The 26,319-nt window shown below is 45.9% G+C and carries 12 protein-coding genes; 9 read left to right on the forward strand and 3 right to left on the reverse strand.

The features are described from left to right. Positions 1–92: 92 nt before the first annotated feature. The 6 genes from MH215_RS13845 to MH215_RS13870 all read left to right on the forward strand — a co-directional run bounded on the left by MH215_RS13845 (position 93) and on the right by MH215_RS13870 (position 9,259). Positions 93–260 (forward strand): CxxH/CxxC protein, encoded by a 168-nt coding sequence (locus tag MH215_RS13845; protein WP_082560598.1) that lies wholly within the window; start codon positions 93–95, stop codon positions 258–260. 722 nt (positions 261–982) lie between these two features. After that, positions 983–1,462, forward strand: coding sequence for a 23S rRNA (pseudouridine(1915)-N(3))-methyltransferase RlmH (rlmH, locus tag MH215_RS13850; RefSeq protein WP_053781980.1), 480 nt, complete (start codon positions 983–985; stop codon positions 1,460–1,462). Positions 1,463–1,621: 159 nt separating this feature from the next. Beyond that, positions 1,622–1,690 (forward strand): hypothetical protein, encoded by a 69-nt coding sequence (locus MH215_RS29230; protein ID WP_239291341.1) that lies wholly within the window; start codon positions 1,622–1,624, stop codon positions 1,688–1,690. Between the two features lie 259 nt (positions 1,691–1,949). Then, positions 1,950–6,206, forward strand: a complete 4,257-nt coding sequence (locus MH215_RS13860; RefSeq protein ID WP_239290902.1) for an S-layer homology domain-containing protein — start codon at positions 1,950–1,952, stop codon at positions 6,204–6,206. Between the two features lie 448 nt (positions 6,207–6,654). Then, a complete protein-coding gene (locus MH215_RS13865) occupies positions 6,655–7,740 on the forward strand; it encodes a 5-methyltetrahydropteroyltriglutamate--homocysteine S-methyltransferase (RefSeq protein WP_239290903.1) in 1,086 nt (361 codons plus the stop codon). Positions 7,741–7,768: 28 nt separating this feature from the next. Then, the gene (locus tag MH215_RS13870; protein WP_239290904.1) at positions 7,769–9,259 is read left to right on the forward strand and encodes an aldehyde dehydrogenase family protein; all 1,491 of its coding nucleotides are present in this window, start codon (positions 7,769–7,771) and stop codon (positions 9,257–9,259) included. Between the two features lie 59 nt (positions 9,260–9,318). On the opposite strand, the gene MH215_RS13875 is transcribed toward MH215_RS13870, so the two are convergent. Together MH215_RS13875 and MH215_RS13880 are read right to left on the reverse strand one after the other, a co-directional pair. Beyond that, positions 9,319–9,771 carry a HEAT repeat domain-containing protein gene (locus MH215_RS13875; RefSeq protein ID WP_239290905.1) on the reverse strand — a complete coding sequence of 151 codons (453 nt, stop codon included), beginning with the start codon at positions 9,769–9,771 and terminating at the stop codon, positions 9,319–9,321. A 220-nt stretch (positions 9,772–9,991) separates the two neighbouring features. Continuing rightward, positions 9,992–10,951: a YndJ family transporter gene (locus tag MH215_RS13880; RefSeq protein WP_239290906.1), complete on the reverse strand. Its 960-nt coding sequence runs from the start codon at positions 10,949–10,951 to the stop codon at positions 9,992–9,994. A 313-nt stretch (positions 10,952–11,264) separates the two neighbouring features. Between MH215_RS13880 and MH215_RS13885 the strand changes: the two genes are divergently transcribed. Further along, entirely contained in the window at positions 11,265–11,933 is a 669-nt protein-coding gene (locus tag MH215_RS13885) for a DNA alkylation repair protein (protein WP_239290907.1), read from the forward strand. A gap of 88 nt (positions 11,934–12,021) precedes the next feature. On the opposite strand, the gene MH215_RS13890 is transcribed toward MH215_RS13885, so the two are convergent. Then, entirely contained in the window at positions 12,022–12,570 is a 549-nt protein-coding gene (locus MH215_RS13890; protein WP_239290908.1) for a DUF6199 family natural product biosynthesis protein, read from the reverse strand. Positions 12,571–13,049: 479 nt separating this feature from the next. Here MH215_RS13890 and MH215_RS13895 point away from each other — a divergent pair, with 479 nt between their 5' ends. Both MH215_RS13895 and MH215_RS13900 read left to right on the forward strand, forming a co-directional pair. Continuing rightward, entirely contained in the window at positions 13,050–19,880 is a 6,831-nt protein-coding gene (locus MH215_RS13895; protein ID WP_239290909.1) for an Ig-like domain-containing protein, read from the forward strand. 213 nt (positions 19,881–20,093) lie between these two features. Next, the gene (locus tag MH215_RS13900) at positions 20,094–26,300 is read left to right on the forward strand and encodes a DUF7601 domain-containing protein (RefSeq protein ID WP_239290910.1); all 6,207 of its coding nucleotides are present in this window, start codon (positions 20,094–20,096) and stop codon (positions 26,298–26,300) included. The last annotated feature ends 19 nt before the right edge of the window (positions 26,301–26,319 follow it).

Raw genomic sequence — 26,319 nt, forward strand, 5'->3', positions numbered from 1 at the left:
CAGGTGTGATAGAACAGAGAAGTGGCTATCCTATATGGATAAGCGGTTGTGAATCGGGAGCATAGCTGGTTACAGAAAGGATGCTTGAACGGATGTACGTTGTATGCAAAGAACACGTGGACATTGCGATCGACAAGTTTGTCGATGAGTATGAGGACGCTCCAGATATCGTGGATTTGAAGGAGACGGAATTTGCCGACTGGGATCCGCCTGCGAAGTGCGCTGAGTGCGAGCAGCATGCGGAATTTCTTGTCGTTTAGCGTACTGTAGGAATTGAAGGCGGCAGAAGGCGTCACATAGGTGGTACTTCTCCGCTGGAACTCACTTTCCATCCGGTATGAACATCACAGCAAGGAGCGAAGAGAGCGTGTTGAGCGCTCTTTTTGCTTTTTTGGTAGGGGAAGATGGGGCGTTGGAGTGATGGGGTGGAGATAAGGAAACCTGATTACACTAAATGCGTGTCCTGCCTGACATGTGCCTTAACGAGTTGGTCGTGGAAGGTGGCTAGCGCCTTACGGATTAACTATGAGTTGAGGTAATAGTAATAGGGTGCTCAGCCGCGTAAGGGAAGCCTATGTGAGGTGGGAATTGTGGCGTGCGAGCGATAGCGTTGTGTGTTGTAATATGGTGGTAACTTTGCATTAGTATTGTAGTAGCTGTGCAGTAGCTTTAGAGCTCTAACGAACCTGAGACCTCTTATATGGTGATATTGCTTCCTGGTTGAAATCTAACGAATCGTAGGCACGCTATTTAATTGAAATGACCTTTAAGTGTTGGGAAACGCTTGTTTCTACTGTGATAACATGTGTGAGATTCGTTAGATTTTAAAAGAGGCTAAATTGGGCTGAATAAGGTGTCTGGGGTTCGTTAAATTATGCGGATGCGAAGATATAACGTGTAACTGAAACAGTAGATTGAACGATGCACTGATGCATCTTACTTATAGATTTTTTTGCAGGACATTTAGGAGGAATGGATATTTATGTTGATTCAAATTATTGGCGTAGGCAAATTGAAGGAAAAATATTTAACGCTCGGCATTCAGGAATATGCCAAGCGGCTCGCCCCGTACATCAAGTTTCAGATGATCGAGGTCGCAGACGAGAAAGCGCCCGATACCCTGAGCGAAGCTGAGGTACGGGCGGTGAAGGAGCGCGAGGGCGAACGCATCCTCGCGCATGTGAAGAGCGAGGCGCATGTTGTCGCGCTCGCACTCGATGGCCAGCTCTGGAGTTCCGAGGAGCTGGCTATGGAGATCGACAAGCTCGGCACGTATGGGACGAGCCATGTCGTTTTTGTCATCGGAGGCAGCCATGGGCTCTCCGATGAGGTGCTGCGCCGCGCGAAGCAGCGCTTGAGCTTCGGGCGCATGACACTGCCGCATCAGCTTATGCGGCTGGTGCTGGTGGAGCAGATTTATCGTGCGGTGAAGATAAATCGTAATGAACCGTACCACAAGTAGGGCGGCGAAGTTTCGTTATTTTCACAAAAGGTGTTGGAGGAGTGGTAAAATTAGAAAGAGTTATTAAAAAGAGGGAGGACTCTCCATGTCGACCACCGTTCAGAATGGGGAAACAGTCTGGGCATTCGTATTTCAAGCCAGATCGCAAAAAGAATTGCGATAAGTCAAGGCTCCGAAGTGGAATTAGTTGTAAGGGATGATCATACACTCATCATAATACCTATATAAGATAAAGCCGACATTGGAAGAATTGCTGGCACAATGTAAACCTGAGAATAAGTCTCCTTTTCTTAGGTCTTGATTTTTTTGGGAACTCCTCCAGCAGATACGGCTGTGAGCGTTACGCAGTCTTTTTTTTGCTTCTCTTAATCTACTCTTAAACTGAAGCCGATACTATTGGTATAGTACCCCTATTATGTCTGATGGGCATCTGGAATGCTATGAATCATTCTTTTCAATTACATATATAACAAAGGAGAAACTACGAGTGAATACTAGTCTGGAAACGGTAACCCTGAAAAAGATAGTTGCGGTCATCCTCGCTTTGGCAATCATCTTCAACGTTTATTCGGGGAGCGCTCAAGCTCAAGATCAGGGGACGGCGACACTGAAGATTTCAACAACGTCCATAGACTCCACTTTTGGGGAGGAGGTAACCTTTAACGTTACTGCACTCGATCCGATCATCGGTGGCAGGACTCCCAGCGGGACAGTTACCATTAGGGATGGTAATCAGGATCTTATGTCAGTTGGACTAACTACGGCCGAGCCATTGATTACGACTACGGCCTGCGGTTCTTCTTGCCCTCTTATACAATGGGGGGAATACACCTTCCGGGCTTACAGTTTTGGGGATAATCGCATTGCGATGAACATTGTTACTTACGACGCATCCGGGATGATGATTCACCAATTGGAAAAGCCAGGCGCACGGTATTTATCGGACATTAAGATGGATGCGGCTGCTCAGACATTTACCTTCTGGGGTCAAGATAACATGACGGTCACGGTGGGATGGGGAGAGCTCTTAAGCGCCACGTCCAGCGCCAGCTTTACCACATCCGATCTGGCGATCGGTACACACACGATTACCGCTGCCTATTCAGGAGATGACACCCATCCTGCTAGCGAAACGACCACTACAGTTACCGTACACCCTAAGTATACCGTGGTGTATGACGGCAACGGCAGCACCGGAGGAGACGTACCCGCTAATAGCAGCTCCTATAACGGCATCAAGGCCTCGATTTCTTCCAATAACGGAAGTCTGGTGAGGTCAGGCTACACATTCGGGGGCTGGAATACGCAGGCGGACGGACTTGGGGTGGACTATAGCGCAGACGCTGAAGGCGTGATCACGTCCGATGTGACGCTTTACGTGAAATGGATCAAGACGTTAGACGTTGGAACGGGCACGGCAAGTGATCCTTATCAGATTACAACCGCTGAGGAGCTGAATACGGTCAGGAATTATTTGGATCCCGATCTGTATTTCAAGCTGGCGGCGGATATTGATTTGAGCAGCTATGGCGAAGCATGGTTGCCAATCGGCGAGGGGGTTCATGGCCGATTCAGGGGGCATATAGATGGCAATGGACACAAAATCACAGGTTTAACGATCAATAGACCGAATGATAATTACGCCGGACTGTTTGGTTACATAACCTATGATGCAAGTGTTTCCAATGTGATTCTGGAAAATGTAAATGTTACAGGCAGACAATATGTAGGCGGCTTGGCTGGCCGTATCGATGGCGGTGGGATAAGCAACAGCTCTGTATCTGGAAGTGTAAAGGGAACAGGTACTATGGTAGGTGGTATGATTGGCTACAATTACTATGGAACCGTGAATAACAGCTTCGCAACAGCTCATATAACAGGCAACAGCAATAATGTAGGTGGTTTGGTGGGCAGCAATTTTGGCGAGATCAGTTACGGCTATGCAGTAGGAAACGTAACAGGAAACGGCAATAATATAGGCGGCTTGGTGGGCAACAACGGTGGAGAAATCAACTATAGCTATGCGGCAGGGGGTGTAACAGGAAGCGGGAGCAATATCGGCGGTTTGATAGGTAATAATAGCAGTGGACCGATCAGCAACAGCTTCTATGACTCGGGTACGACAGGGCAATCGGATGTAGACAAAGGTATTGGCCGGTCAAGCACGGAGATGAAGACACAGAGTACTTATGAGGATTCAAATTGGGACTTTACAAGCAGGTGGGGGATAAGCCCATCGCATAATAACGGATATCCCTATTTGCAGGCCATACAAAAGTTCGTGACCTATGACGGGAACGGGAATATTGGCGGGAGCGCACCAACGGACAGCAAGTCTTATGCGCCAGGAGAAACTGTCCACGTATACAGTGATACGGTCACTTTGATGAAGCCGCATTATACGTTTGCAGGATGGAATACGCAAGCGGATGGGTCGGGAACAGACTATGCTCCTGGCGTTGCGTTCAGTATGAGCTCGTCCGATCTGACGCTCTATGCCAAATGGATACCGAACCTGACCTATAAGGTGACGTATAACGACAATGGCAGTACCGGAGGAAGCGTACCGACCGACAGCGGCTCGTATGAGGAAGGCGATACGGTATCGGTATCCGGCAATAACGGCAATCTGGAGAAGACGGGCTATACGTTTGCAGGTTGGAATACAGCGGCAGATGGAAGCGGCATTAGCTATGCACGTGAGATGAATTTCCTTATGGGCACTCAGCATGTTACCTTGTATGCTCAATGGGTGTCAGCGAACGCTTTATTGTCCGGCCTGTCATTGGAGCATGGGGTGCTCCAATTCTCTCCAACGCAGACGAATTATGCTGTGCGGGTTGAGCATTCGGTTACTAATCTTAGCCTTTTTCTAAATACAGAGGATGCAACCCAATCCCTGAAGGTGACGGGGGCGGACTACGATTCGGTAACGGGTAATAAATATACCTACAATGCTTCAAGCTTGATCGTCGGGCCAAACACGGTTCAGATTACAGTGACGGCGCATGATGGCTCACACACGACATACGTGGTCACCATCACGCGAGAAGGTATTCTGGGAGAACCGATGCCATTAGATCCTTCGGTTCGTACATTGGCATTCCCGGGCGGCCTTGTCATCGAGCTGCCTGACGGACTGGTGATTCCCGAAGGGGCGATATTGACGGTAAGGAATTCGGACGCTGTTCCTTCCGGGGAGATTAAGCTGGCTAAAGCCGGACAAGTGATCGATTTCCAATTTGAAGGCATGACCATTACTCAACCGGTACAGATTACCCTGGGGTATGACGAGAGTGCAGATCGGAGTAAGCTTGCTATTTATTATTACAACGAGTCTACAGGCAAATGGGAATATCGTCCTTCTCAAGTAACGGACCACGGCGCTAAGACGACAGTCAACCATTTCTCCACCTACGGTGTGCTTGCGGACACAACCGCACCGGATCAGGTCATCATCACATCGGGCGCAAAAACGACACACTCGATTACTCTTCATCTTGCCGCGAACGACGATTCGGGTGTGGCTAAGTATAGGATCTACCGTGACGGGATACTCCTTGTAGAAACAACTGAAAGTACGTTTGTCGATACCGGACTTTCTGCTTCCAAGCAGTATATTTATACGGCTAAGGCTGTTGATAGGCTGGGAAACATCTCGGATGCCAGCGAAGGCATCACGGTTAAAACGAATAGTGATGGCGGCTCAAGCACCCCTGGGGGCGGCTCATATACGGCACCCCCGCCAGCAATCGGCCCCAAGGTGGCCGGCACAGATGGGCGCTTGACGCTACCAGCAGGCCAAGCGGGAGAAGTGAGCTACAGCGATGAGATCAAGATCGTCATTCCTGCTGGCGCTGCCAGCAGAGAGTTAATCGTAACGATCGATAAGGTCTCGGATTCGGATGTAAAGACGTTAATCACAAGTAAGGATGCTCTGGTTAGCCCGGTATTCGAAATTCAAAAAAATGTTGTGGAGAATTTCGACAAACCGGTCAGCATCTCATTCACATTGGACTTGAGCAGCTTGAAGGACAATGAAAAGCCGGTCGTCTTCTATTATGAGGAAGCTAAGAAGGAATGGGTGAGGGTCGGCGGCACAGTGAGCGGCAACAGCATTACCGTAGAGGTTGACCACTTCACCAAATTCGCCGTATTTGCAGTGGCCGATGCGCCCCTTCCCACAACGGAAGACACAACGAAAGTGAGTTTTAGCGATATTACCGGACACTGGGCAGAAGCCCGGATCAAGCAAGCGGTAAGTGCGGGCATCGTGGGCGGCTATCCGGACCACACTTTCAAGCCAGGCCGCACCGTGACACGCGCGGAATTTGCGGTCATGCTGATGAATGCATTGGGCCCGCAAGGAGCTGGCGCCGCCTTGGCGTTCACAGACAAGGCCTTGATCGGCGCCTGGGCGCAGCAATCGATCGCCCAGGCGGTGAACGCGGGGATTATTACTGGTTATGAAGACGGCTCCTTCCGTCCGAATGCGGAGATCACTCGTGCAGAAATGGCTACGATGATTGCAAAGGCCTTGGGCCTGACGGACAGAACAACGGAGACATCTGGTTTTGCAGATGATCAAGACATTCCGGACTGGGCGCGGGGCGCAGTGGCCATTATAAAAAATCTGGGTATCATTGAAGGCAAAGGCGCGAACCAATTTGCTCCAGGAGATAAAACGACAAGAGCAGAGGCGGTATCGGTACTCTTAAAAATGCTGGAACAAAAAAACAAGTAAAGCTCTAGACCAAGGCTGCTCTGAAGTCAAATTCAAAGCAGCCTTTTTTTGATATATATGCGTTTATATGTTTCACCTATTTATCAGCTTATACATCAACGGAATAAAACTGTAATGAATTCCTCAAACATAAGCCCGGCTGTTTCCAGCCTCGTCAAATGACAGGGCTTTGTACATTGCAGACAGAGCCAGGAAAAACAACATGAATAATGGATGCATTTAAAATACCTTGAAAGATCCGAGGGTAAACATAATGAATTATCATTATATACATAACACTTCGCTCCACCCTATAAATTCACTACCCTATGAGGTGGTGGATTTTTTGCTGTTCGGGGACTCTTTGCTATTGTTAAAAGCTATGACCAGTCATGCGTTTTTCATATAACATGTAATTATTTCGATCATGCTATACTCAGGAAACTAAAAGTAAGAAGGAGATTTTTTTATGATACCATTTCGTAATGATCATGTAGGTAGCTTTCTACGTCCTGCAAACTTAAGCCAGGCGCGTGAACAATATAAATTAGGCAACATCACATATGAAGAATTAAGAGCTGTGGAAGATCAAGAGATTATTCGAATTATTGAGAAGCAAAAGGAAAATGGTGTATTTGCAGTTACGGATGGTGAATTCCGCAGAAGCTGGTGGCACTTTGATTTTCTGGGCGGATTGGATGGAGTAGAGCTGTATGAGGAGATTGATGGGCCTAAATTCCATAACATGCAGACTCGCAAAGGCGGGATTCGCGTTGTTGGTAAGGTTGATTTCTCAAGCCATGCCTTTGTTGAGGATTTTAAGTTTTTGAAAAAGCATGCAGGTGACGCGGTAGCCAAACAAACCATTCCAAGTCCGAATATGCTTCTGTATCGATTGGAGAATGGCGCTAATAGTTATACGGATCGAGAGCAATTCCTTCAGGATACGATTGTGGCGTATCAAAAAGCTATTCAAGCCTTCTATGATGCGGGATGTCGATACCTGCAATTAGATGATACCGCTTGGGCAGATCTGTTCTCAGAAGCTGGTCACGACAAGCTTCGTGCTAAAGGCCTCGAACCGGCCGAAGAGTTGAAAACGATGCAGCGCATGATTAACGAAACGTTGGCTCATAAACCGGCAGATTTAGCGGTGACGATGCATATTTGTCGGGGTAACTATAAATCCAATTATTTCTCAACTGGTGGTTATGATTACGCGTCTAAAGTTATCTTTGGCGGTTTAAACGTAGATGGATTATTTTTGGAATTTGATGATGAGCGTTCAGGTAGTTTCGAGCCATTAAAATATGTGAATCGTAAAGATTTGAAAATTGTGCTTGGTTTACTGACATCGAAAACAGGCGAGTTAGAGGACAAAGAACAAATTAAAGCTCGAATCGCAGAGGCGGCAACCTATGTACCCCTTGAGCAACTTTGTCTGAGCCCACAATGTGGCTTTTCGTCTACGGAAGAAGGCAATATTCTAACGGAAGAACAACAATGGCGGAAACTTCGTTATGTGAAAGAAATTGCAGAAGAAGTTTGGAAGTAATCCATCTAAATAACGGAGGGGATGTAAAATGGCAATTCAAGCAGACCAAGAGACAGTTATCGTTGAAGCGTTCATTAATGGTCAAAATGTAAAATCCCTTTCACAGTTAGCAAAAGAGAACCCGACAAACCCAACGGAGATCGTAGGTTATTTCCCTGTCACTACGAAAGAACAAGCAGTTGAAGCGATTGAAGCGGCGGCAGGGGCTTTTCAAACATGGAAGCAAACCTCCATTGATGAACGCATTGTCAGGATGCGCAAGGCGATTGAGAAGATTAGAGTAGCTGAGAATGAAATTGTTCATCTGTTGTCCAGAGAGCATGGCAAGCCCCTGTATGATGCACATGGTGAGATTTATGTTGCGTTAATGTGGATGGAGTTTGCTTGTAATGAAGCTACATCGGCTCTACAAGAAGAGATCCAAGAGCATGACCATGGTAAGACGATTCTTTCCTATGATCCAATGGGTGTGGTGGCAGCAATTAGTCCTTGGAACTACCCTATCGCGTTATCTACGATTAAGATCGCTCCTGCCTTACTTGCGGGCAACACGATTGTGCTTAAACCAAGTCCATTTGCACCACTGGCGGCGGCGAAAGTGGCAGAGATTATCGCGAGTGAGTTCCCGGCTGGTGTAATCAATGTCGTTTATGGGGATGCGGATGTGGGAGCAGAGCTGACTAGTCATCCTCTTGTGTCTAAAATCACCTTTACAGGTGGAACCGCAACAGCGAAACATATTATCAAAGCTGCTTCGGAAACGATTAAGGATATGACGCTGGAGCTTGGTGGTAATGATGCGGCTATCTTCTTGGAAAGCTTTGATGTTCATGATGAGCGAGCAATGCGCCGGATTGTCATTTCTAATTTTTTGACAGCAGGCCAGATCTGTATGATTGCCAAACGTGTATATGTACACCGTTCGATTTATGATGAATTTGTGGAAAAATATATAGAGGCGGCAAATCGCTGGATCCGAATCGGGGATCCGTTTGATTCTAATACGACGGTAGGCCCGTTGAATAACCTTAAGCAGAAAAACTACGTGCTTGGTTTGGTTGAAGATGCGCAAAAGCGCGGGGCTAAGGTCATCCCTCTCGGCCAAATTCTCGATCAGAAGCTGTTTGAACAAGGTTACTACCTCCAACCTACGCTTGTTTTGGGTTGCGATGTTCATGACCCGATTGTCGTGGAGGAACAGTTCGGTCCTACGGTTCCGATTCTGCCATTTGACGATGAAGAGCAGGTTGTTCATCTACACAATGAGAGCATATATGGGTTGACGAGTTCTGTGTGGGGGAAAGAAGAGGATGCCATCTCCGTCGCACGTCAACTCGAAGCTGGAACGACCATGATCAATACAGCTGCTGTACAGGGGCTCGACGTTCGATTCCCATTCGGTGGAGTTAAGCAATCCGGTATTGGCCGTGAATACGGCGCGGAAGGCATCCGTACTTATACCGAAAAGCATGTCATCAACGTTCCGCAGACACTGGATCTTCCGTATATACCAGATTAATAAAGAAGCCACTCCATTTTTGGAGTGGCTTCTATTCGGCTATATACGATGAAGTACTGCTATTTTCTACCTAGTGTCTCCCAAATTCCATGGAGCCAGGAGTCGAACTCAGCATCTTTGTCGCCCTCGTAAGTATCATAAATATCCAAACGAGTCTTTTGCAGTTTTTCCTTAAACTGCTCGAATGTGTGACCTTCAGGCAGGCTTTTTTTAATCCGTAGCAAAACTTTGTTAAGACCTTTAAACAGCTCGCCTTTGCTTTTGGCAGGCATTTGTACGTCTTCATCCAACTGCTTAAGCTTGCGATATGCGGCTTCGCGTACTTGAAACACTTGATCATTTTTCAAAACATTATGCAACACCTGAATGGTAGGGGCTGTATCCCAGTTTCCCAATTCGTTCACCGCATTGAGTCTGTCTCTCCAGCTAGACGTCCGATTAGCCGCCCGTTTGAGCTCATCAAAGTTTTCAGGTAGTTCGTTAACTGCTCCAGTATCATGGTTGTTCGTCAAAATTCAATCTCCTTAATCATCGCCATCTCGGCAGATGATGAATGTTATTTATGTGAACACTATTATAGCACGAACCTGACTAAACTACTCCTATGAAGCCGATTAGTTAACCTAAAAGTCACATGCACCAATTCATGTTGTTGCAAGTGTAACAGGATGAAGGCCGCGTGTTTCTGTATGCAATCACTCATAATGATGTACAACCGTCCTCCTTGACATTCTATTTTTTCTTAATGAAGTCCACCATATACACCCAACCAATAAGTCCACATAAGACAAAACCAAACGCATGCAGAGATCCGTAGATGGGAATGAAATCGAGTATGGTTAAGGAAAATAGATTTTTCAGTAACGGATAGAAGATGGAAAGGACGATAACTATGTAAAAGGCTAGGCAGGAAAGGCCTAAAAAGAAGGTTGCAGTATTACTTAAACGTAAAGCGTTTTTCCTCAAGTAAGCAAGGAGATAAGCGGTGTAAACCACAATATTGCAGGCGAACAACGTGACACCGATGTATTCAATGGGCTTGGAGAAAATCATCCCAATGGCAATCAATATCGGTCCGACGATATCGATGACAACGACCCAGGGATACCAGCTTTTTTTCGTCATGATCCGTCCCAATGCACCAATAAATATCGGAACGATCGCAGATGAAAAATGAAAGTGGATCGAGCTTAACGCGTGCGTTGCAGGGGTGGCTTGAAAGAGGTTAACTTGGTATTGATATAAGGTAAACCATATACCCCCGATAAAGAAATAAACGAGTCCCGCGCCAATTGCTATTTCCGCTGCTTTTCCTTTAGCAATCACAATGATGGTCAACCCATAGATGCCAAGTAGTAGTGTGAACAGTAGCCACCCAAGGGAGAGAAGCCCTGGTACCGTATTTCCTAACCCCCACATCTTGCTGCTCATTATCGAGGCCAGGGTAAGAAGAGCTGCGGGAAATTGAAGCCATTGGATAGCAGTATAAACCATTCGTTGCTGTTTATTCTTGTCGTCATATTTCAATAGCAAGATTACAAGAGGTACAATGACGAAAGCGGCAAACAGTAGAAATTTCTCAACAAGTTCGAATTGGAAGTAATCCAAATAAAATATAAGAATAGTAATGATTCCACCGGGGATGACCGGTACTAATAATGACTGCGTTAGTTGTTTTAGAGAACTATTCATGGCGATCCTTTCTCAATATATTTGGCGTATGACTGTATACATCCGATTGTGTATTGTTTTTTAGTATAGATAGGTACTTCTCGTTGTAGTTTAACACATTTATTTGCAGTATATTGCCTAGGTGATTTGTTCCGGTATAGTTTTATTAGACCAAGATACAAAACATAGTGAGGCGTACATATGTAGGGCGAAATGAATCACTTCGATATGTTACATTTGTAAGTAGTAAGACTTATAACGAATTAAGTTATTGATATATTGCATCAGGGACATACTATGAAACAATGCTCTAATAAAGGAGTTGTGGTGCCAAATGAGTAAGAATGAAGGTTCAGAAATGAAGCTTTCTTCAAAAGCAGCAGACATCCTATCACAGATCAATAGTAAAACGAGGCTTGGCGACTTACGAAAAATCGCGAAAGAGATTAAAAAGGATCACGAACTAGCTATGGAACTTTGGTCAACCGAAGAGTTTCTGCCTAGACTATTAGCAATCTTAATTATGGATAAAAAACTTCTTTCACATGACGTGCTAGATAAGCTTGATCAGGATATGCAGAATCATACTTTTGATGAGCGAAATAACTTAATGGATTGGTTAATGGCTAATCAGCTCACCAAAGACAAGAAGACCATTGCATTGATAGAGTCATGGGAAAGTAGTCCTTCTGCTCTTCAAAGGCGAACTTTCTGGTATTATCAAGCGAGATTGAGATGGACTGGACAAGCACCACCTGATAACACCGAGGACTTACTAGCAGCAATTGAAGCTAATATTGAGCAGGAAGAACCGGAAGTTCAATGGGCTATGAATTTTATTGCAGGCTGGATCGGCGTTTATGATCCAAAGTATCGAACACGTTGCATTAAACTTGGTGAGAAAACGGGTCTTTATAAAGGCGAAATGGTATCAAAAGGCTGTACCCCTAATTATTTGCCAGAGTTCATTGCAATTGAAGTTAACAAGCGAAACAAGAATTAGTATCCCTTTTCGCTTGGAGGGCAATTTCAAAAGTTTATTCTAAAAAAAGAACCTCAACCTGGTGAGGTTCTTGAACATTATAACGATGTTACTCCTCACTATAATTTGTCGTAAACCATTCTTTCAATTCCTCACTCATGATCTCATACTTCGTTTGTGTAGCATCTGGATGCAGTTCAATCCCTCCAGAGGAGCCCCAAATCACAAGTTCTACGCTAAGCCCGTCCATAAATGTAATCTTACCCGCATTACTCGATCCAAAGGCATTGCCTGTATCAAAAGGTCTAAGTTCTGCATGTTGTATCAATTGCACAACGGTATTTGTTTCTTCCTCGCTTAATGTTGTGGGATTAAACATGCCGATACTAATTTCTTTCACTTGACCTGCATCAAGTTTCTTTTTAAATTGTTCCGCCCACGTATGATTCGATTGGCTGCCTGTGGAGCAGCTTGAAACGATTAGAATAAGACCAATGATGACCAAGACGACACCTAGAATCCGGTCAACACTTAAGGCTAAATCACTTGGCTCCGCGTCTTTAAGCCTCCATCCCAGTCTTAGATACCATCCTAAGTAAGGCCAGATCGCGAATAATGCTCCTAATATTAAAGCCAAAACACCGATAAACGCTGACATACAATCACACCCTCAAATATAGTTCTATGAAAAATAGCGAGAACCCCGCTCTACATGTTTGCTCCCATCACAGATTCAATGATACCGTACCTTCACTTACCCTGGAAGCCACTTCAGAAACGACAAAATGAATCTATATCATTTTGTTCAGTATTTGTTCAGAGCGAATGAGTATACTAAATTTCGCAATTCACTTTTGAGATAGGAAGAAGGTCATAAGAGCTGCGAGAGTTATTTGATGAAATACGCAGATGGCAGACAAAGAAAACAGGTGCTTACGCTAGTTGAATTTTGGGAACACGAAACTATACTCCTAAAGTCATCTGCTTTGCTAGAAACGTACATGCATGGATCTAACATGGATTACGGCGTTCATAATTAGATATCTAGCTTACATGAACTGGAAGCGGATTCAGGATAATCTACCAATGGAAGTTGTACGTTTCAATTCAATACTAATTTATACGGAGGCATGAAGTATGAATAAAAGTTTCACCAAATTGATTTCAATTGTGCTTACGGTGTGTCTACTATTGGGGATTAGCGGTCTATCTCCTTTGGGTGGCTCAGTAGCCCATGCGGCTAATATTCCGACGATGGCGGAGACGAACTATGGCCCGTACCAGGTCAAGTTAACTGCTGACCCAGTTACAGATACAGCACCTAGCGGTTTTGGTACAGCCGATTCGGACGGACGAATCTGGACTGACAAGAGCGTTACGGCAGAGAGTGACGGCAGCTTCAATGTGAAGCTATCTGCATTGGCACAAGAATATAAGACGATAAATACGACCAATCCAGGTGTTGGTGGAAGCACTAATATTAACGGGCCTGCAGCGGACGTCACTTTTGTTTTGGACATGAGCTCCTCTATGGGAAGTATGAATGGCCAAGAAATAGCTGAAACAGCGGGTGGGCCAGGGGTTTACTATCGTGTGGAGGCTATGGCCAAGGCGGCGAATGATGCAATTCGCACTGTGATGGATGCAAACCCCAATAACCGTGTCGGGGTGTATTGGTTTGGTGGAGCTGCTAACTCGGCCCATCTCGGAACGTTTATGGAACTAGGGCATTACGAATTTAATTCAGGTCATGGAACGGAGAAATATTTGAAGTATGATAATTCGAACCAGACCATTACAGTGAATGGTAATTTAACCAAGGATGGTAGCATCGCAGTGCAGCCAACGGAGGTAAGGCTAGGGGGAGGAACGCCCACACAGGACGGCATTATGTATGGTCTCTCCAAGACGATGAGCAATGTGGGAAATAAGGGATCAGGGCCTAAACGTCAACCTTATATATTCTTGTTATCGGATGGGGCTGCAATTCATGCGAAAAAAGCATGGTTTTCTTCACCAAGTGGTAGATCGTTCGAGACCAACTATAATAATGCGTTAACCGATGCTACAACGATTGCAAACTATACTCAGAGTGCAAATGATAACGCAAAGTTTGTGCCAGGCAGAGCCTCTGACGGTTTGAGTTTGGCAAGTACAGGAGACCCTGAGATCGCTGCATTAACCATTCTCACGGGAGCCTATATGAAGGATCTGATCGATCGTAGATACACGACCTACAATGAAGGAGAATCGACTCAGGCAAAAGTATATACGGTGGGATTAGGCTCCTCAACAGCGATCAACGGCCCTTCTGGTAATAAGCCTGTCTACGCTTGGGCGGGTTTGGATCCGAAGAGTGTCAAAGACAATAAAGACAGTGATTTTAGAAACGGTTCAGCAAAGAGTGCCTATAACAGCTTGCAGACCTATGCAGCTCAAGGGCCGAGTGGCTTTAACTATGCAGATGCATTTGTTTACAGCAATTATTATACATTTGCTCCGACGTATGACATTGTCAGTTCAGCCTTCGCTGGATTGGCAAACGATGTAGAAGCTACCACAACGATACTTCCGCTTCTCAACATACCGGAAACTACCGATCTTGGCTCTGAAACCGCTGATATAGCGAGCGCCATCGTCGTTTCAGATGAAATCAGTAATGACTTTACTGTCGATCTGTCCACGTTGAAAATTGGCGATGCCGTTGCATCGGTGGACACAAGTACGACGATCTCCGGCGGTACAGCATATAAGTTTGCTGGATACGGGAGTCGAGCCGTGATCAAGACGGTGTCAGGCGTTAGCAGCTTAACTTGGTATATTGATGCAAGCGATATGCAGCCACACATCTACCGCTTTAAGAACCGGACGAGTCCACAGTCGGGGGAGTATAGTCCTCCAGCAGAAGGTACTTTTAAGCTAAGCTATACCGTAAAACCGACATTTCAGGTACCACCTGATAATGTAGGAGAGATAACCCGCTACCTTAATGCGGGCAACGACGCCGATGGGGCTAAAACAGCAGCATATTTCTTCCCACCGACCGACAGCCCGTATTACGATGCCTTAAAAAGTAAGCAGACGGTATCCAAAACGAACGGAATCGGTGCAAGCTATGTTAGTGAGGAGTGGCTGAGTGATACAAAAGCCACGATGAGACTGGGCAACAACGGTAAGCTTGATTTGTTAATGGGAATTGACAAAAAAGGCCCAGCAACGGTTCAAACTAACGGATCTATTGACTATACGGTTACAATTTATAACTACACAGATACAGTGAAGACAGGTCTTAGCGTAACTAGTGACGGTCAAACGCAAACGGGGATCGATGTTCCCGCGAATGACAGCAAAGAGCTGACATTCACGATAACCGCACCAGGCACGCCACAGTCTGTAACGAGTGGTACGGCTATATTGTCTGGCATTGGGCTTGTATCTAATACAGTTACTACCGATGTAACGAATGTGACAACAGCGGTAATCAACACACATATCATCGGAGGTAACGGTGGTACGACGACAGGAGATAACACGTATAACATTGGTGACCTAGCTACAATTACGGCAATACCAATGCTAGGTTACGCATTCACGGGATGGTATGACAACCCAGCAGGATCAGGTAATCCTGTGAGTACGAATGCAGAATATGATGTAACTGTTCAGACAGATACAGATTATTATGCAAAATTTGTGATGATGCCATATGCCGAAGATGACAGCTATAGTGTGGTAAGAGGAGAAACACTCACAGTTCCGGCGCTTGAAGGTATCTTGTCGAATGATTCGGATACAGAGGGTCGTCCGCTCACAGCGGCAAATCCTAGCACTCTTAGCGATCCAAGCAAGGGTACGCTGACTACAGTAGATTCTGATGGATCGTTCACTTTCGTGGCTGATGATGAAGCATCCGGTACGGTGACGTTTACGTACCAAGCCGATAACGGCATCGCCAAATCAAACGTAGCTACAGTAACGATCACGATTACTTTACCCGTGGCTACACATGAGCCTATCGCAGAGAATGACACCTATCGGGTGAAAAGGGGAGAAACGCTCAATATTACACCTGAACTAGGTATACTTACAAACGATAGCGATGATGAGAATCATTCACTTACAGCGGAAAGAATCAGCACCTTGAGCGATCCAAGCAAGGGCACGCTGACTACTGTAAACCCTGACGGCTCATTCACATTTGTAGCTGATGGTGAAGCGTCCGGTACGGTGACATTTACGTACCAAGCCTTTGACGGAACTGCTTATTCGAGCGTGGCTACAGTGACGATTACAATCACGCTTCCCATCACGACGCATGTCATTGTAAATGTTGGTGGTACGACTGCCGGAGATGGTGACTATGCACCTGACGAAGTAGCAACACTTACGGCTAGTTCATACGACGGATACACATTTGTGGGATGGTATGACAACGAAGCAGGTACAGGCACTCCTATTAGCACGAACACGACATATACGTTTACGGTTGTTACATCAGCCGGAGAGTATTACGCCAAATTCAGAGTATTACCTTTCGCTCAGAATGACAGCTATCGAGTTGTGAGAGGTGACACTCTAACTGTTCCAGCCGAAACGGGCATTCTAGCGAATGATACAGCCACAGGGAATGGTACACTTACAGCTGTAAGTGTTAGTCCACTCAGTGATTCCAGCAAGGGGATTTTACTGACAGTCAACGTCGATGGATCCTTCTCATTTGTGGCGGATGATGAAGCATCCGGTAGTGTGACGTTCACGTATCGAGCTTCTGAAGAAACGGGCCAGTCGAACGTAGCGACGGTAACCATTACGATCACATTGCCCATCACAACACATGTGATAGGAGATGTTGGTGGAACGACCGAGGGTGACGGTACTTATGGGCTCGGCGAATCAGCAACGGTTAAGGCTATTCCAGCCTCAGGTTATGCATTTGTAGGATGGTATGATAACGAATCAGGAACAGGTACTCCTGTAAGCACGAATGCCATATATACATTTAACGTTACATCAGTCGGAGACTATTATGCTAAATTCAGTTCTTTACCTGTCGCCGAGAATGACAGCTACCAGGTGGTTAGGGGAGGTAAACTGACTGTTCCAGCGGCAAATGGTATTCTAGCCAATGATACGGTTGTAGGCAATAATACACTCACAGCCGTGAGTATTAGTTCAATTAGCGATCCAAGCAAAGGTACGCTGACTGTAAATACCGATGGTTCATTCTCCTTTGAGGCGAAAGAAGATGCGTCAGGCAGTGTGACATTCACGTATCAAGCCTCGGATGGCGTAGGTCAGTCAAACGTAGCTACGGTGACGATCACGTTTACCAATCCAAGTATTAACGGAACGGTGAAGGATAAGAAAACGGGAGATCCGATATCCGGTGCGACAGTAATTTTGCGTGATCTTGCAGGGAAAGAGAAGGGACGGGTCACAACAGGTTCAGATGGTAAGTACAACTTCAATAATGTTGTGATCAATAAATATATTTTAGAAGTCGTTAGTAATGAGTATAGCCCCGCTCATAGAGAGGTTTCAGTATCTACAGTCAACGGCAATGCGAATGGCATTGTTACCGAGGACTTTGAGCTCGTCGAGTACAAAATTACACTGACAGCTAATCCATCGTCCATACTCGGGAATGGTACAGCGACATCGGTCTTCAAGGCGGTAGTGACTGATATTGAGGGCCGTCCTCAGGCCGGAGTTCAAGTTGTATTTGATGTGCCGGATACAATGTACGGTCATTTTACAGGTAACTCGAATACGGTGAGCGTCTCAACGGATGCACAAGGCATCGCAACCACAACCTTCACCGCAGGAACCCTTGGAGGTACAGACCCAATATCTATACCGTTGACGGCAACGGTTGATGATAGTCAAAGAGGTCTCTATGTGAGTAATACCATCTATATTACGTTCACTCCAGGCGTTATTACAGGTGTGGTGACAGACTCACTGGGTCATCCTATAGCAGGTGCAAGTATTACCGTAAGTAAAGATTTTGACGGTGACGGTATTGTTGATTTTCATGCTGTCGCAGTTACTGAGGCTGACGGAGCTTACACCATAGCTATACCGAAGGGCAGTGAGACATATGATGTCTCCATTACCAAACCCATTGAGATTGGTGGCAAGAAAACGTCCGTTACGTTTCATCAGAGCGTTCCGGTGAATGCCAATATTGATGGACAATCCTATAAAGCGAACAAAACGGTATCGGGTGTTGTTTTGATTGGATCACCCCAGAATGGTACCTCTGCGCTCAACGGAACGGTAGGCGGAGGTTATACCATCTCACTAACCGATGGTAATGGAGCCCATACAGGCTCAATCGACCTTAATGGCGTATTCAATATCGATAGCGTGCTAGATGGTAGCTATACTGCCGATGTGATCTATAACATTCCGCTGCCAGAAGGCGGAACCAAGCCTGTTGTTATTGGTCATACGAAGGTGGAAATCAGTTCAAATGGACAAATCAGCATCAGTGAGGTACTTATTGACCCATACGGCACAATTACGGATTCCGTTACGGGTAATCCAATACCAGGTGCAGTCGTTAAACTTCATTATAGCAACGGAACAGAAGTCATCTTGCCGCCTGTGAATGGCTTCCCGCCAGCGGATAATGCCAACCCACAGACGAGTGATGCAACAGGACAGTATGCATACATGGTATTTCCGCATACAGATTATTATTTAACAGCAACCAAGGCAGGATATAAGGATTTTGACAGTAGACTTGTTGACCCAAGTCAGCCACTGATTCATGTGGGTACGGAGATTGTGCTGTATGACTTTAGCATGACACCTTTATCTTCATCCGGAGGGGGGGCTCCAATCGGAACACCTGCTACTCCACCAGTGGTGACAAATCCTGTTACACCGCCAATTGGCACAACACAGCCTGCTGACCCAACATCAGGAACGGCAGATTCGATTGATCTTGCTACAGCCATTCTTGTCGATAAAATGAAAGTCAGAGAAGGCGATACGGTGACCTTCACCGTTATTTATGCCAATAAAACCTTGACTGAGGCAGACGATGTTTATGTTAAAGCGAATATCCCAGCAGGAATGAGCTTAGTTGATGCAAACGGCGCTGTGGTAACAGGTCAAGAACTGAAGTGGACACTCGGTAAGCTGGCAAGAGGCACGCAGGGCAAACTGACGTTCAAGCTCAAGGTCAATGAAATGAATGCAGGCGAGAACTACGCTGCCGTAACGGCCTCCATTGGTACAGATGATAAGCGTAAGCTGGCAAATATTCAGGATGACACATCTTTAATTAAAGTAATGATGTATTCTAACCGTTACGAGCATCAGCATGATCGATACATTATGGGTTACCCTGATGGCAATGTGAAGCCTGAGAAGCTCATAACGCGTGCAGAGATTGCTGCTATTTTTGCCCGTACACTGAAACTGCAAGATGAGGTTAGACATGTGAAGCTGTTCGATGACGTTGCTACAGATTACTGGGGCGCTGAGTATATCGAAGCAGTGACAAATAAAGAAATATTTAAAGGCTATGCCGATAATACATTCAAACCGGATCAGCCTATTACAAGAGCAGAGCTCGCAACAGCCATTGCCCGTTATCTTGGCGTTGCCAAAGAGCTGCGGATTGATCCTATTTTGAGAATAAGCTCGTTTACAGATATTGAGAAGAACTGGGCGGAGCAGTCGATTGAGGAAGTGTTCCGTTTCGGTATCGTATCGGGTTATAAGGACGGTTCCTTCCAGCCTGAAAGTCAGCTCACTCGTGAAGAAGCTGTTAAAATGATTAACGGTATGCTGTACAGAGGTCCTTTAACCGGAGTTGAACCTTCGTATCCAGATAACCTTCAAGACAAGTGGTCATTCGGACAGGTTGAGGAAGCAACAAGAACGCATACGTACCAAATTAATGAAGATGGTTCTGAAACGATGATCAAGTATATCCCAGAAGATCTGTGGTAATCTTGTTTTATCCATAAGAAGAGGCAATCCCTTTGTGATACAGCGGGGTTGCCTTTTTTGTTGAGGTTTTGTATAGGTCTCTACATTAGAATGGTCGAATATGCCAATAAATTGGCTCACTTTGTCACTTTCTTGAGTGTAAGAGATCAGGAGAGAACGTACATAAGTGGCAGACAGCAACTAAAATTTTCAGAAGTGGAGGAGATTTCGATATTGAAACACAAACGCAGTATAGGTAAAACAATGCTGTCCATCTGCTTGGCAATCATGCTTGTCTTGCAGACCGTAGCATTCCCTGCTGCTGCATTGGCGAATGACGATTCCGGCTCAATGAACGTAGTCGAATCGCAACCGACATCAGAGGTCGTGGACGACGCAACAGGCGGGCTTCCATCGGACAATTCTTCCTCGGAAGCGGAGGAAGTGAGTGATCCGTCAGATGAAACGTCGGAGAACAATCTGCCGCCAGCATCAGAAGAAGAGGAAGCAAACGATGCAACAGAAGAACCTTCTTCAGACAGTCCAACGTTGACACCTGAGGCGGAGCCCAATCCGCAGGCTAATAGCATGGTGGGGCTAATGGCCGTCGATCCATCGGACAAAACAGCAGTATTCATGGATGCGAATGCAACCTTTCCACTGAAAGTAACGCAAGGAACTGAAGTTGCTCCAGGCGGTACCATCCAGGGGAGACAGGCATTTACCCTTACATCAGAGGGGCTCAAAGTGCCGGTAATGGGTGATTATGTTGGTACACAGGATCAGAACGATCCGACGAAGTACATGCAGAAGGGTGACTTCATTGAGCTAAAAAGAGACACCTACTTCAAGGAAGTCGTTCTGCCAACAACGACCAGAGACTTGAATGCCACGACTGAATCTGGTTTGAAAAAGCTTGGTACCGTTTATTTCACTCCGAATAGTATCCGGATTGTATTTAATGGTGATGATCTGTTTTTCAATGGTATTGGTAAAGCGGTCACATTCAGCTTTGATACCACTGCCAATTCGGATGTAACAGGCTTGAATTATGGTGATAGCAAGCCGATCTCGATTTTTGGTGGAGCATATCAGCTGAAGAATCCGGATGTTACTCCAGCGTATAGCATCAACTTGGCAGGAGATAACTGGCCTAAGAACGGAAGTTGGACTTGGTGGTATATAACCGTGCCAGCCTATCAGGATGGTTATCTGACCATCCAGTCTACTCCGTCCTCGTTTGATGTGCTTGATGCAACTAACAAGCTATCGCTAGATGGAATGACATTCTATTCCAAGCCTTCTGATTACCGTACGGTCTATGTACCTGGATCTTTCAAGGTAAACGGTAATGCGGTACAGCCAACTATTGATGTAGATGGTGGGCTGAGCTATATCTTCCCGGCGGAAACTGGAATAGATCCAAAAGTTGAGTATAAAGTGTGGTTTAATAAAGACTTATTTTATAAAGAGTATCGTGACGTAGGCATGGATCCTGGTCGATCTGGGGGACAACGCTTTGATCCGAAAGTTGAACTGAGGGATGCGAATGCCAGTGTAAAAGCTAGCGCAGTACGGGAAACGTGGATAGCACCCGACTGGATTCAAGCATCTGCTTCATATGACCACTCCAGTGAAACGATCACATGGAAAGTTGTAGTTAACCAGTATAACAAAAAAGGGTTGAAGGACTTTACGATAACCAATGTACTACCTCAAGGGCTGGAATTTGAATCAGCTACGTGGCAGACATGGGTAGATGGCGTTGGATCTGAAGAAGCAGGAATTATACCAGATCCGAACGGAGTTTATTCCTTTGGCACGATTAACGGTAAGGTTGAATTGTTGATTAAGAGCAAGGTTATTAGTGGTTCTGGCTTCAGAATCGATCCTCGCGCTAACTGGAGTATGGACACACCAGGCGGCATACAGAACAACGATGTAACTGCGGGTACAAGACCTAGTGCGGTTACCGATGAGGCCACCGTCACTGTTGGCGCTCATACGTTTACCAAAGCAGGCGCTGTATCGACAGAAGATTTTAACCTGGGTGGTATTACGTGGACTGTCAATCTAGCGCCACAGTATGCTTTGCCCAATGCTGCCGTATACGATGTGTTGGTGCATGGCGGGAATCTGAACGTCTTGGACAATGCTGTGGATGACACTGGTGAGGTCAGTGCAGACACGATTGCCAAAATCAAAGCCAATGTAACCAACGCGCAGTTGTGGAAGCAGTACCACAAAGATACCATCAAGGGCACAAACGGCTTAAACATGAAGGTCATCCCTTTGAAAGTGAACGGTGAAGTCGTGGCAGATCTGGTCAAAGTGACTGGATATACAGACCAAGCATCGTCATTCAGTTTCCGTTCACTTGAGACTAATCCTAACATCCTGTTCAGACAGGATATTAATGCAGGGAAAACAATTTCAAATCGGGCTTTACTGATTGATGGCGAAACTGTAAAGCAAGCGCAAAACAGCGCCAACTTGCACCTGCGCATGCTGAACAAGGATATGCTTGCGGCCTCTTACCCTGTTAAGGTGGACGGAACTACTGATACATGGTATACCCCGAACAATGTCCAACGTTATATCGGCTATGACGGCTCATCAAGTGGGGACGAATACACCTTAGCTGGTTACGACCGGACAACAAAAACGGTTACTTTCCGTTTAGGTGTCAATATGCCAGGTTATAACACTGACGAGATGGCGAAAGACGGTGGGAATCGGGTTATCACCAATGTAAAACTGGTGGACACGTTGCCAGATGGTTGGGAATTCGTACCTTTTGGAAATGGGAAAGATTACGAGCTGTATAAGGGCAACTCTAACAATGATGGTGGCACTAACTATGGCGTTCGTAACAACGCTGTGTCCATTATCGAGCCAAACGATCCTGAGCATGTGGTGAATTTTACTCATAGCGGAAACGAAGGTATTTTCACATTTTCCAAATTGCAAAGTCCTTATGTCATTTTGGTAAAGGCGAGACCTTCCAATGAAGCTCTGGCGCAATATATAGAGGATTACACTACGAATGGTACTGATAAACAAGTGATGTACAACAAAGCCGACCTACATATGACCTGGGGCGGGGAAGAGAAGGTTGCTACGGAACAACGCAAGATTATCGTACCTATTCAGACGTTAGGCAAGTCGGTAACTAAACCTGTTCCAGGCGTGCTGGAGTGGACGGTAAATTATACCCCACCATTCAACATGCAGCAGGGTGCATATTTACAGGATACGTTAGGTGCAGGTATGAATCTACGTTATGAAGTAGATGGCAAGCTTGTGCTGTCAGCGCCAAGTATGGCAGTTTATCCGGCTACACTGACTGCTAGCGGTGCTCTTGAGCGAACTGGCGCTGCGCTCGATCTTAGCGATTCGAATGCTGAAGTCAAGGTAGAAGCTACGCCTGGTGCAGACGGTAGGACTGTTTTGTTATTCAAAATGGATGACCCTAACAAGTTCTATCAGTTTGTCTATCAAACCGAGGTTGACCCAACTACAGCCAAAGCTGGAGATAAAATGGGCAATGAAGTTAAGCTCATGGGCGATGATAAGCTGACATCGGTTAGTGCGAGAAGTGAAAGCACGCTGGACAACTCAGACGTAGCCGGCACTTCAACATCCAATGCATTGCTGCCTTTGAGAAAGGTAGATCCGAACAACAATCCGCTCAAAGATGTGGAATTCACGCTCTATAAGAAAAGCAACGGGGAAGAAGTCACTCACGGAACAACTGATCGTGATGGGAAACTGAATCTACTCATCCCAGACCCCGGATATTATGAGCTGAAGGAAACATATATTGATACAACAACATGGCTGCCCATGACCAAAATTTATCAAGTGTACGTAGGTAATACACCTGGTAAACCAATCTGGGTAGACGGTGTGAAAGTGAACTCTGAACTTCCACTGATCGTGCCTACGCCAGCACAAGGTAAGTTAACGATCAGCAATACAGTGCAAGGAAATGGAAGTGATCCTTCCAAGGACTTCGAATACACTGTGAATTTTGATGGTGAAGGCAAGGATAAGGAATATGCCTACACGAAGTCAGATGGTACCTCTGGCAAGATCAAGAGCGGAGATAAAATTACGCTTAAGCATGGGGAATCTGTGACACTCGCAGCATTGCCTGCGGATCTAATGTATACCGTGACAGAGGCCGATTATACGACTATTGATGGCTATACCACCACACCAGAGACAAGAGAGTATTCTGGTACAGTCGTGAATAAAGGTGACCATAAGGCAGATTACATCAATGAACGTATCGTTAACAAGTTAACCATCAGCAATACGGTGATGGGCAATGGCGGTGACCCAGCGAAGGAGTTCGAGTACACCGTTATCTTGGAGGATGCGGGTAAGGATGGAAGCTACACTTACGAGAAATCAGATGGCAGTACAGGTACAATCCAATCCCGTGATACCTTCAGACTTAAGGATGGGGAGACACTGGATCTGGTGGGTTTACCTAAGCATCTGAAATACACGATTACCCAAAAAGATTACAAAGCCGATGAGTACGAGACCATTCCTGAGGAACGGTATTATACCGGAATCATGGATGGCAAAGATGAAGTTGCGCCGTATACAAATATCCGAATGTTAAAAGGTGGCCTAATCATCAGCAATACCGTTAAAGGTAAAGCCGATGACAAACAGAAACCGTTCACGTACACCATCACCTTCACAGGTGAAGGAGAAGACGAATCCTATGTTTATGTGAAGTCAGACGGCAGCACGGGTGTTGTCCGTAACGGAGATACCTTTGAGCTTACCGATGGACAGACGCTCGGTGTACAAGATCTCCCGACCAATCTGGCGTATACGGTAACCCAAGAGGATTACACGACAGATGGTTACGTGACAGATCCAGATAGTTTTGTCCGCACAGGCACGATTCCTGAGAAACAAGTGTCGAGAGCAGAGTTTGTAAATACTCGTCCGTATCTGGAAGGCGTCCTGCGTAACAACAATACAGGCGAAGTCATTCCTAATGCACCAATTACGGTAACTGATCTGAAGACAGGTGAGAAAATTCAGACAGTGACAAATGAGATAGGTGAGTATGCAGTTCCAACTGTGGCAGATACGGACTATACCATCACTTATACGAAGCTGTATCGCGTAGGTGGTAAGGATGTACCTGTCGAGTTTACGCAAAAAGCAAATGTAGATGGCAACGTGACGGACGAGACTGTTCCAGCAGACATTACGGCAGTAGGAATTGTACTGTTCAAGCAGTTGAATGGAACAACAGAACTGTTCAACGATGAGTTTGTCAGCCATATGCGTATCTATTTGAAGGATAGTGCCGGCAATTATATTGAAGAAAATGGCCGTCCTAAGGCATTCCCGATGGCTTCAAATGGAACGTTCTCCGTGGAAGGGCTAAACGAACAGAAGTACATGATGGAAGTTCGCTATGAAGCGGAAACCGGTGAAGAATTGCTCCTCAAAGTCGCACAACTGGATGTAAAGGCGAACGGAGAGCTGAATATTTCTGAGGAATTAGTTGACCCTTACGGTACGGTCTACGATGAAACGACAGGCAATGCCAGCACGGGCAAGAAAATTGAAGGAGCCATCGTTACACTGTATTATGCGGATACGCAGCGGAATCGAGATAAAGGTCGTATTCCGGGTACAAAAGTAACCCTGCCTGCGGTTCCTAATTTCCCGCCGCACGACAATAAGAGCCCAGAGCAGGATAGCGATACCAATGGCTTTTATGCGTACATGGTATTCCCTGAAGCCGATTATTATCTGATCGTAACGAAGGATGGATACGAGACACATCGAAGTGATACAATCTCTGTCGATTTCGACATTGTCAGATATGATGTACCGATGAGACCTATTGGTTCTGGCGGTGGTAACGGTGGTGGTGGAACGACTAACCCAGGAAGCGGAACAACTGACCCGGGTAATGGCACCACCGATCCTGGAAGCGGAACGACGAATCCGGGTAACGGAACAAGCGATCCGGTTAATGGCACGACGGATCCTGTTAACGGAACAACCGAACCAGTTACCGGAACTACCGATCCGGTCAATGGAACCACTGAACCCGGTAATGGAGGCGCCGAGCCAGATCAAGGAGCTACTGATCCGGATATCGGAACGATTGAACCGATTGACGGAACGACAGAACCAGGTAACGGAGGCACTAGTCCAGTGAATAATCCGACCAACCCGGTTCAAGGTACGACAGAGCCAGATAGCATTGACAACGAAACCGACATTGCTAACCCTGAGCCTGACAACGTCAACAATGTCAGCAATGAGCTGGACGATGCTCCGAAAACAGGAGACAACAGCGTGACACCAATGATTTATATGGCACTGGCACTATTGTCCTTGATGACGATTGTGCTCTGCCTGTTCGGTAACAAGAAGAAAAAGCATATTTAATGACTGGAAAGGCGGTAAG

Source organism: Paenibacillus sp. ACRSA, assembly GCF_022346845.1.
Taxonomy (GTDB): domain Bacteria; phylum Bacillota; class Bacilli; order Paenibacillales; family Paenibacillaceae; genus Paenibacillus.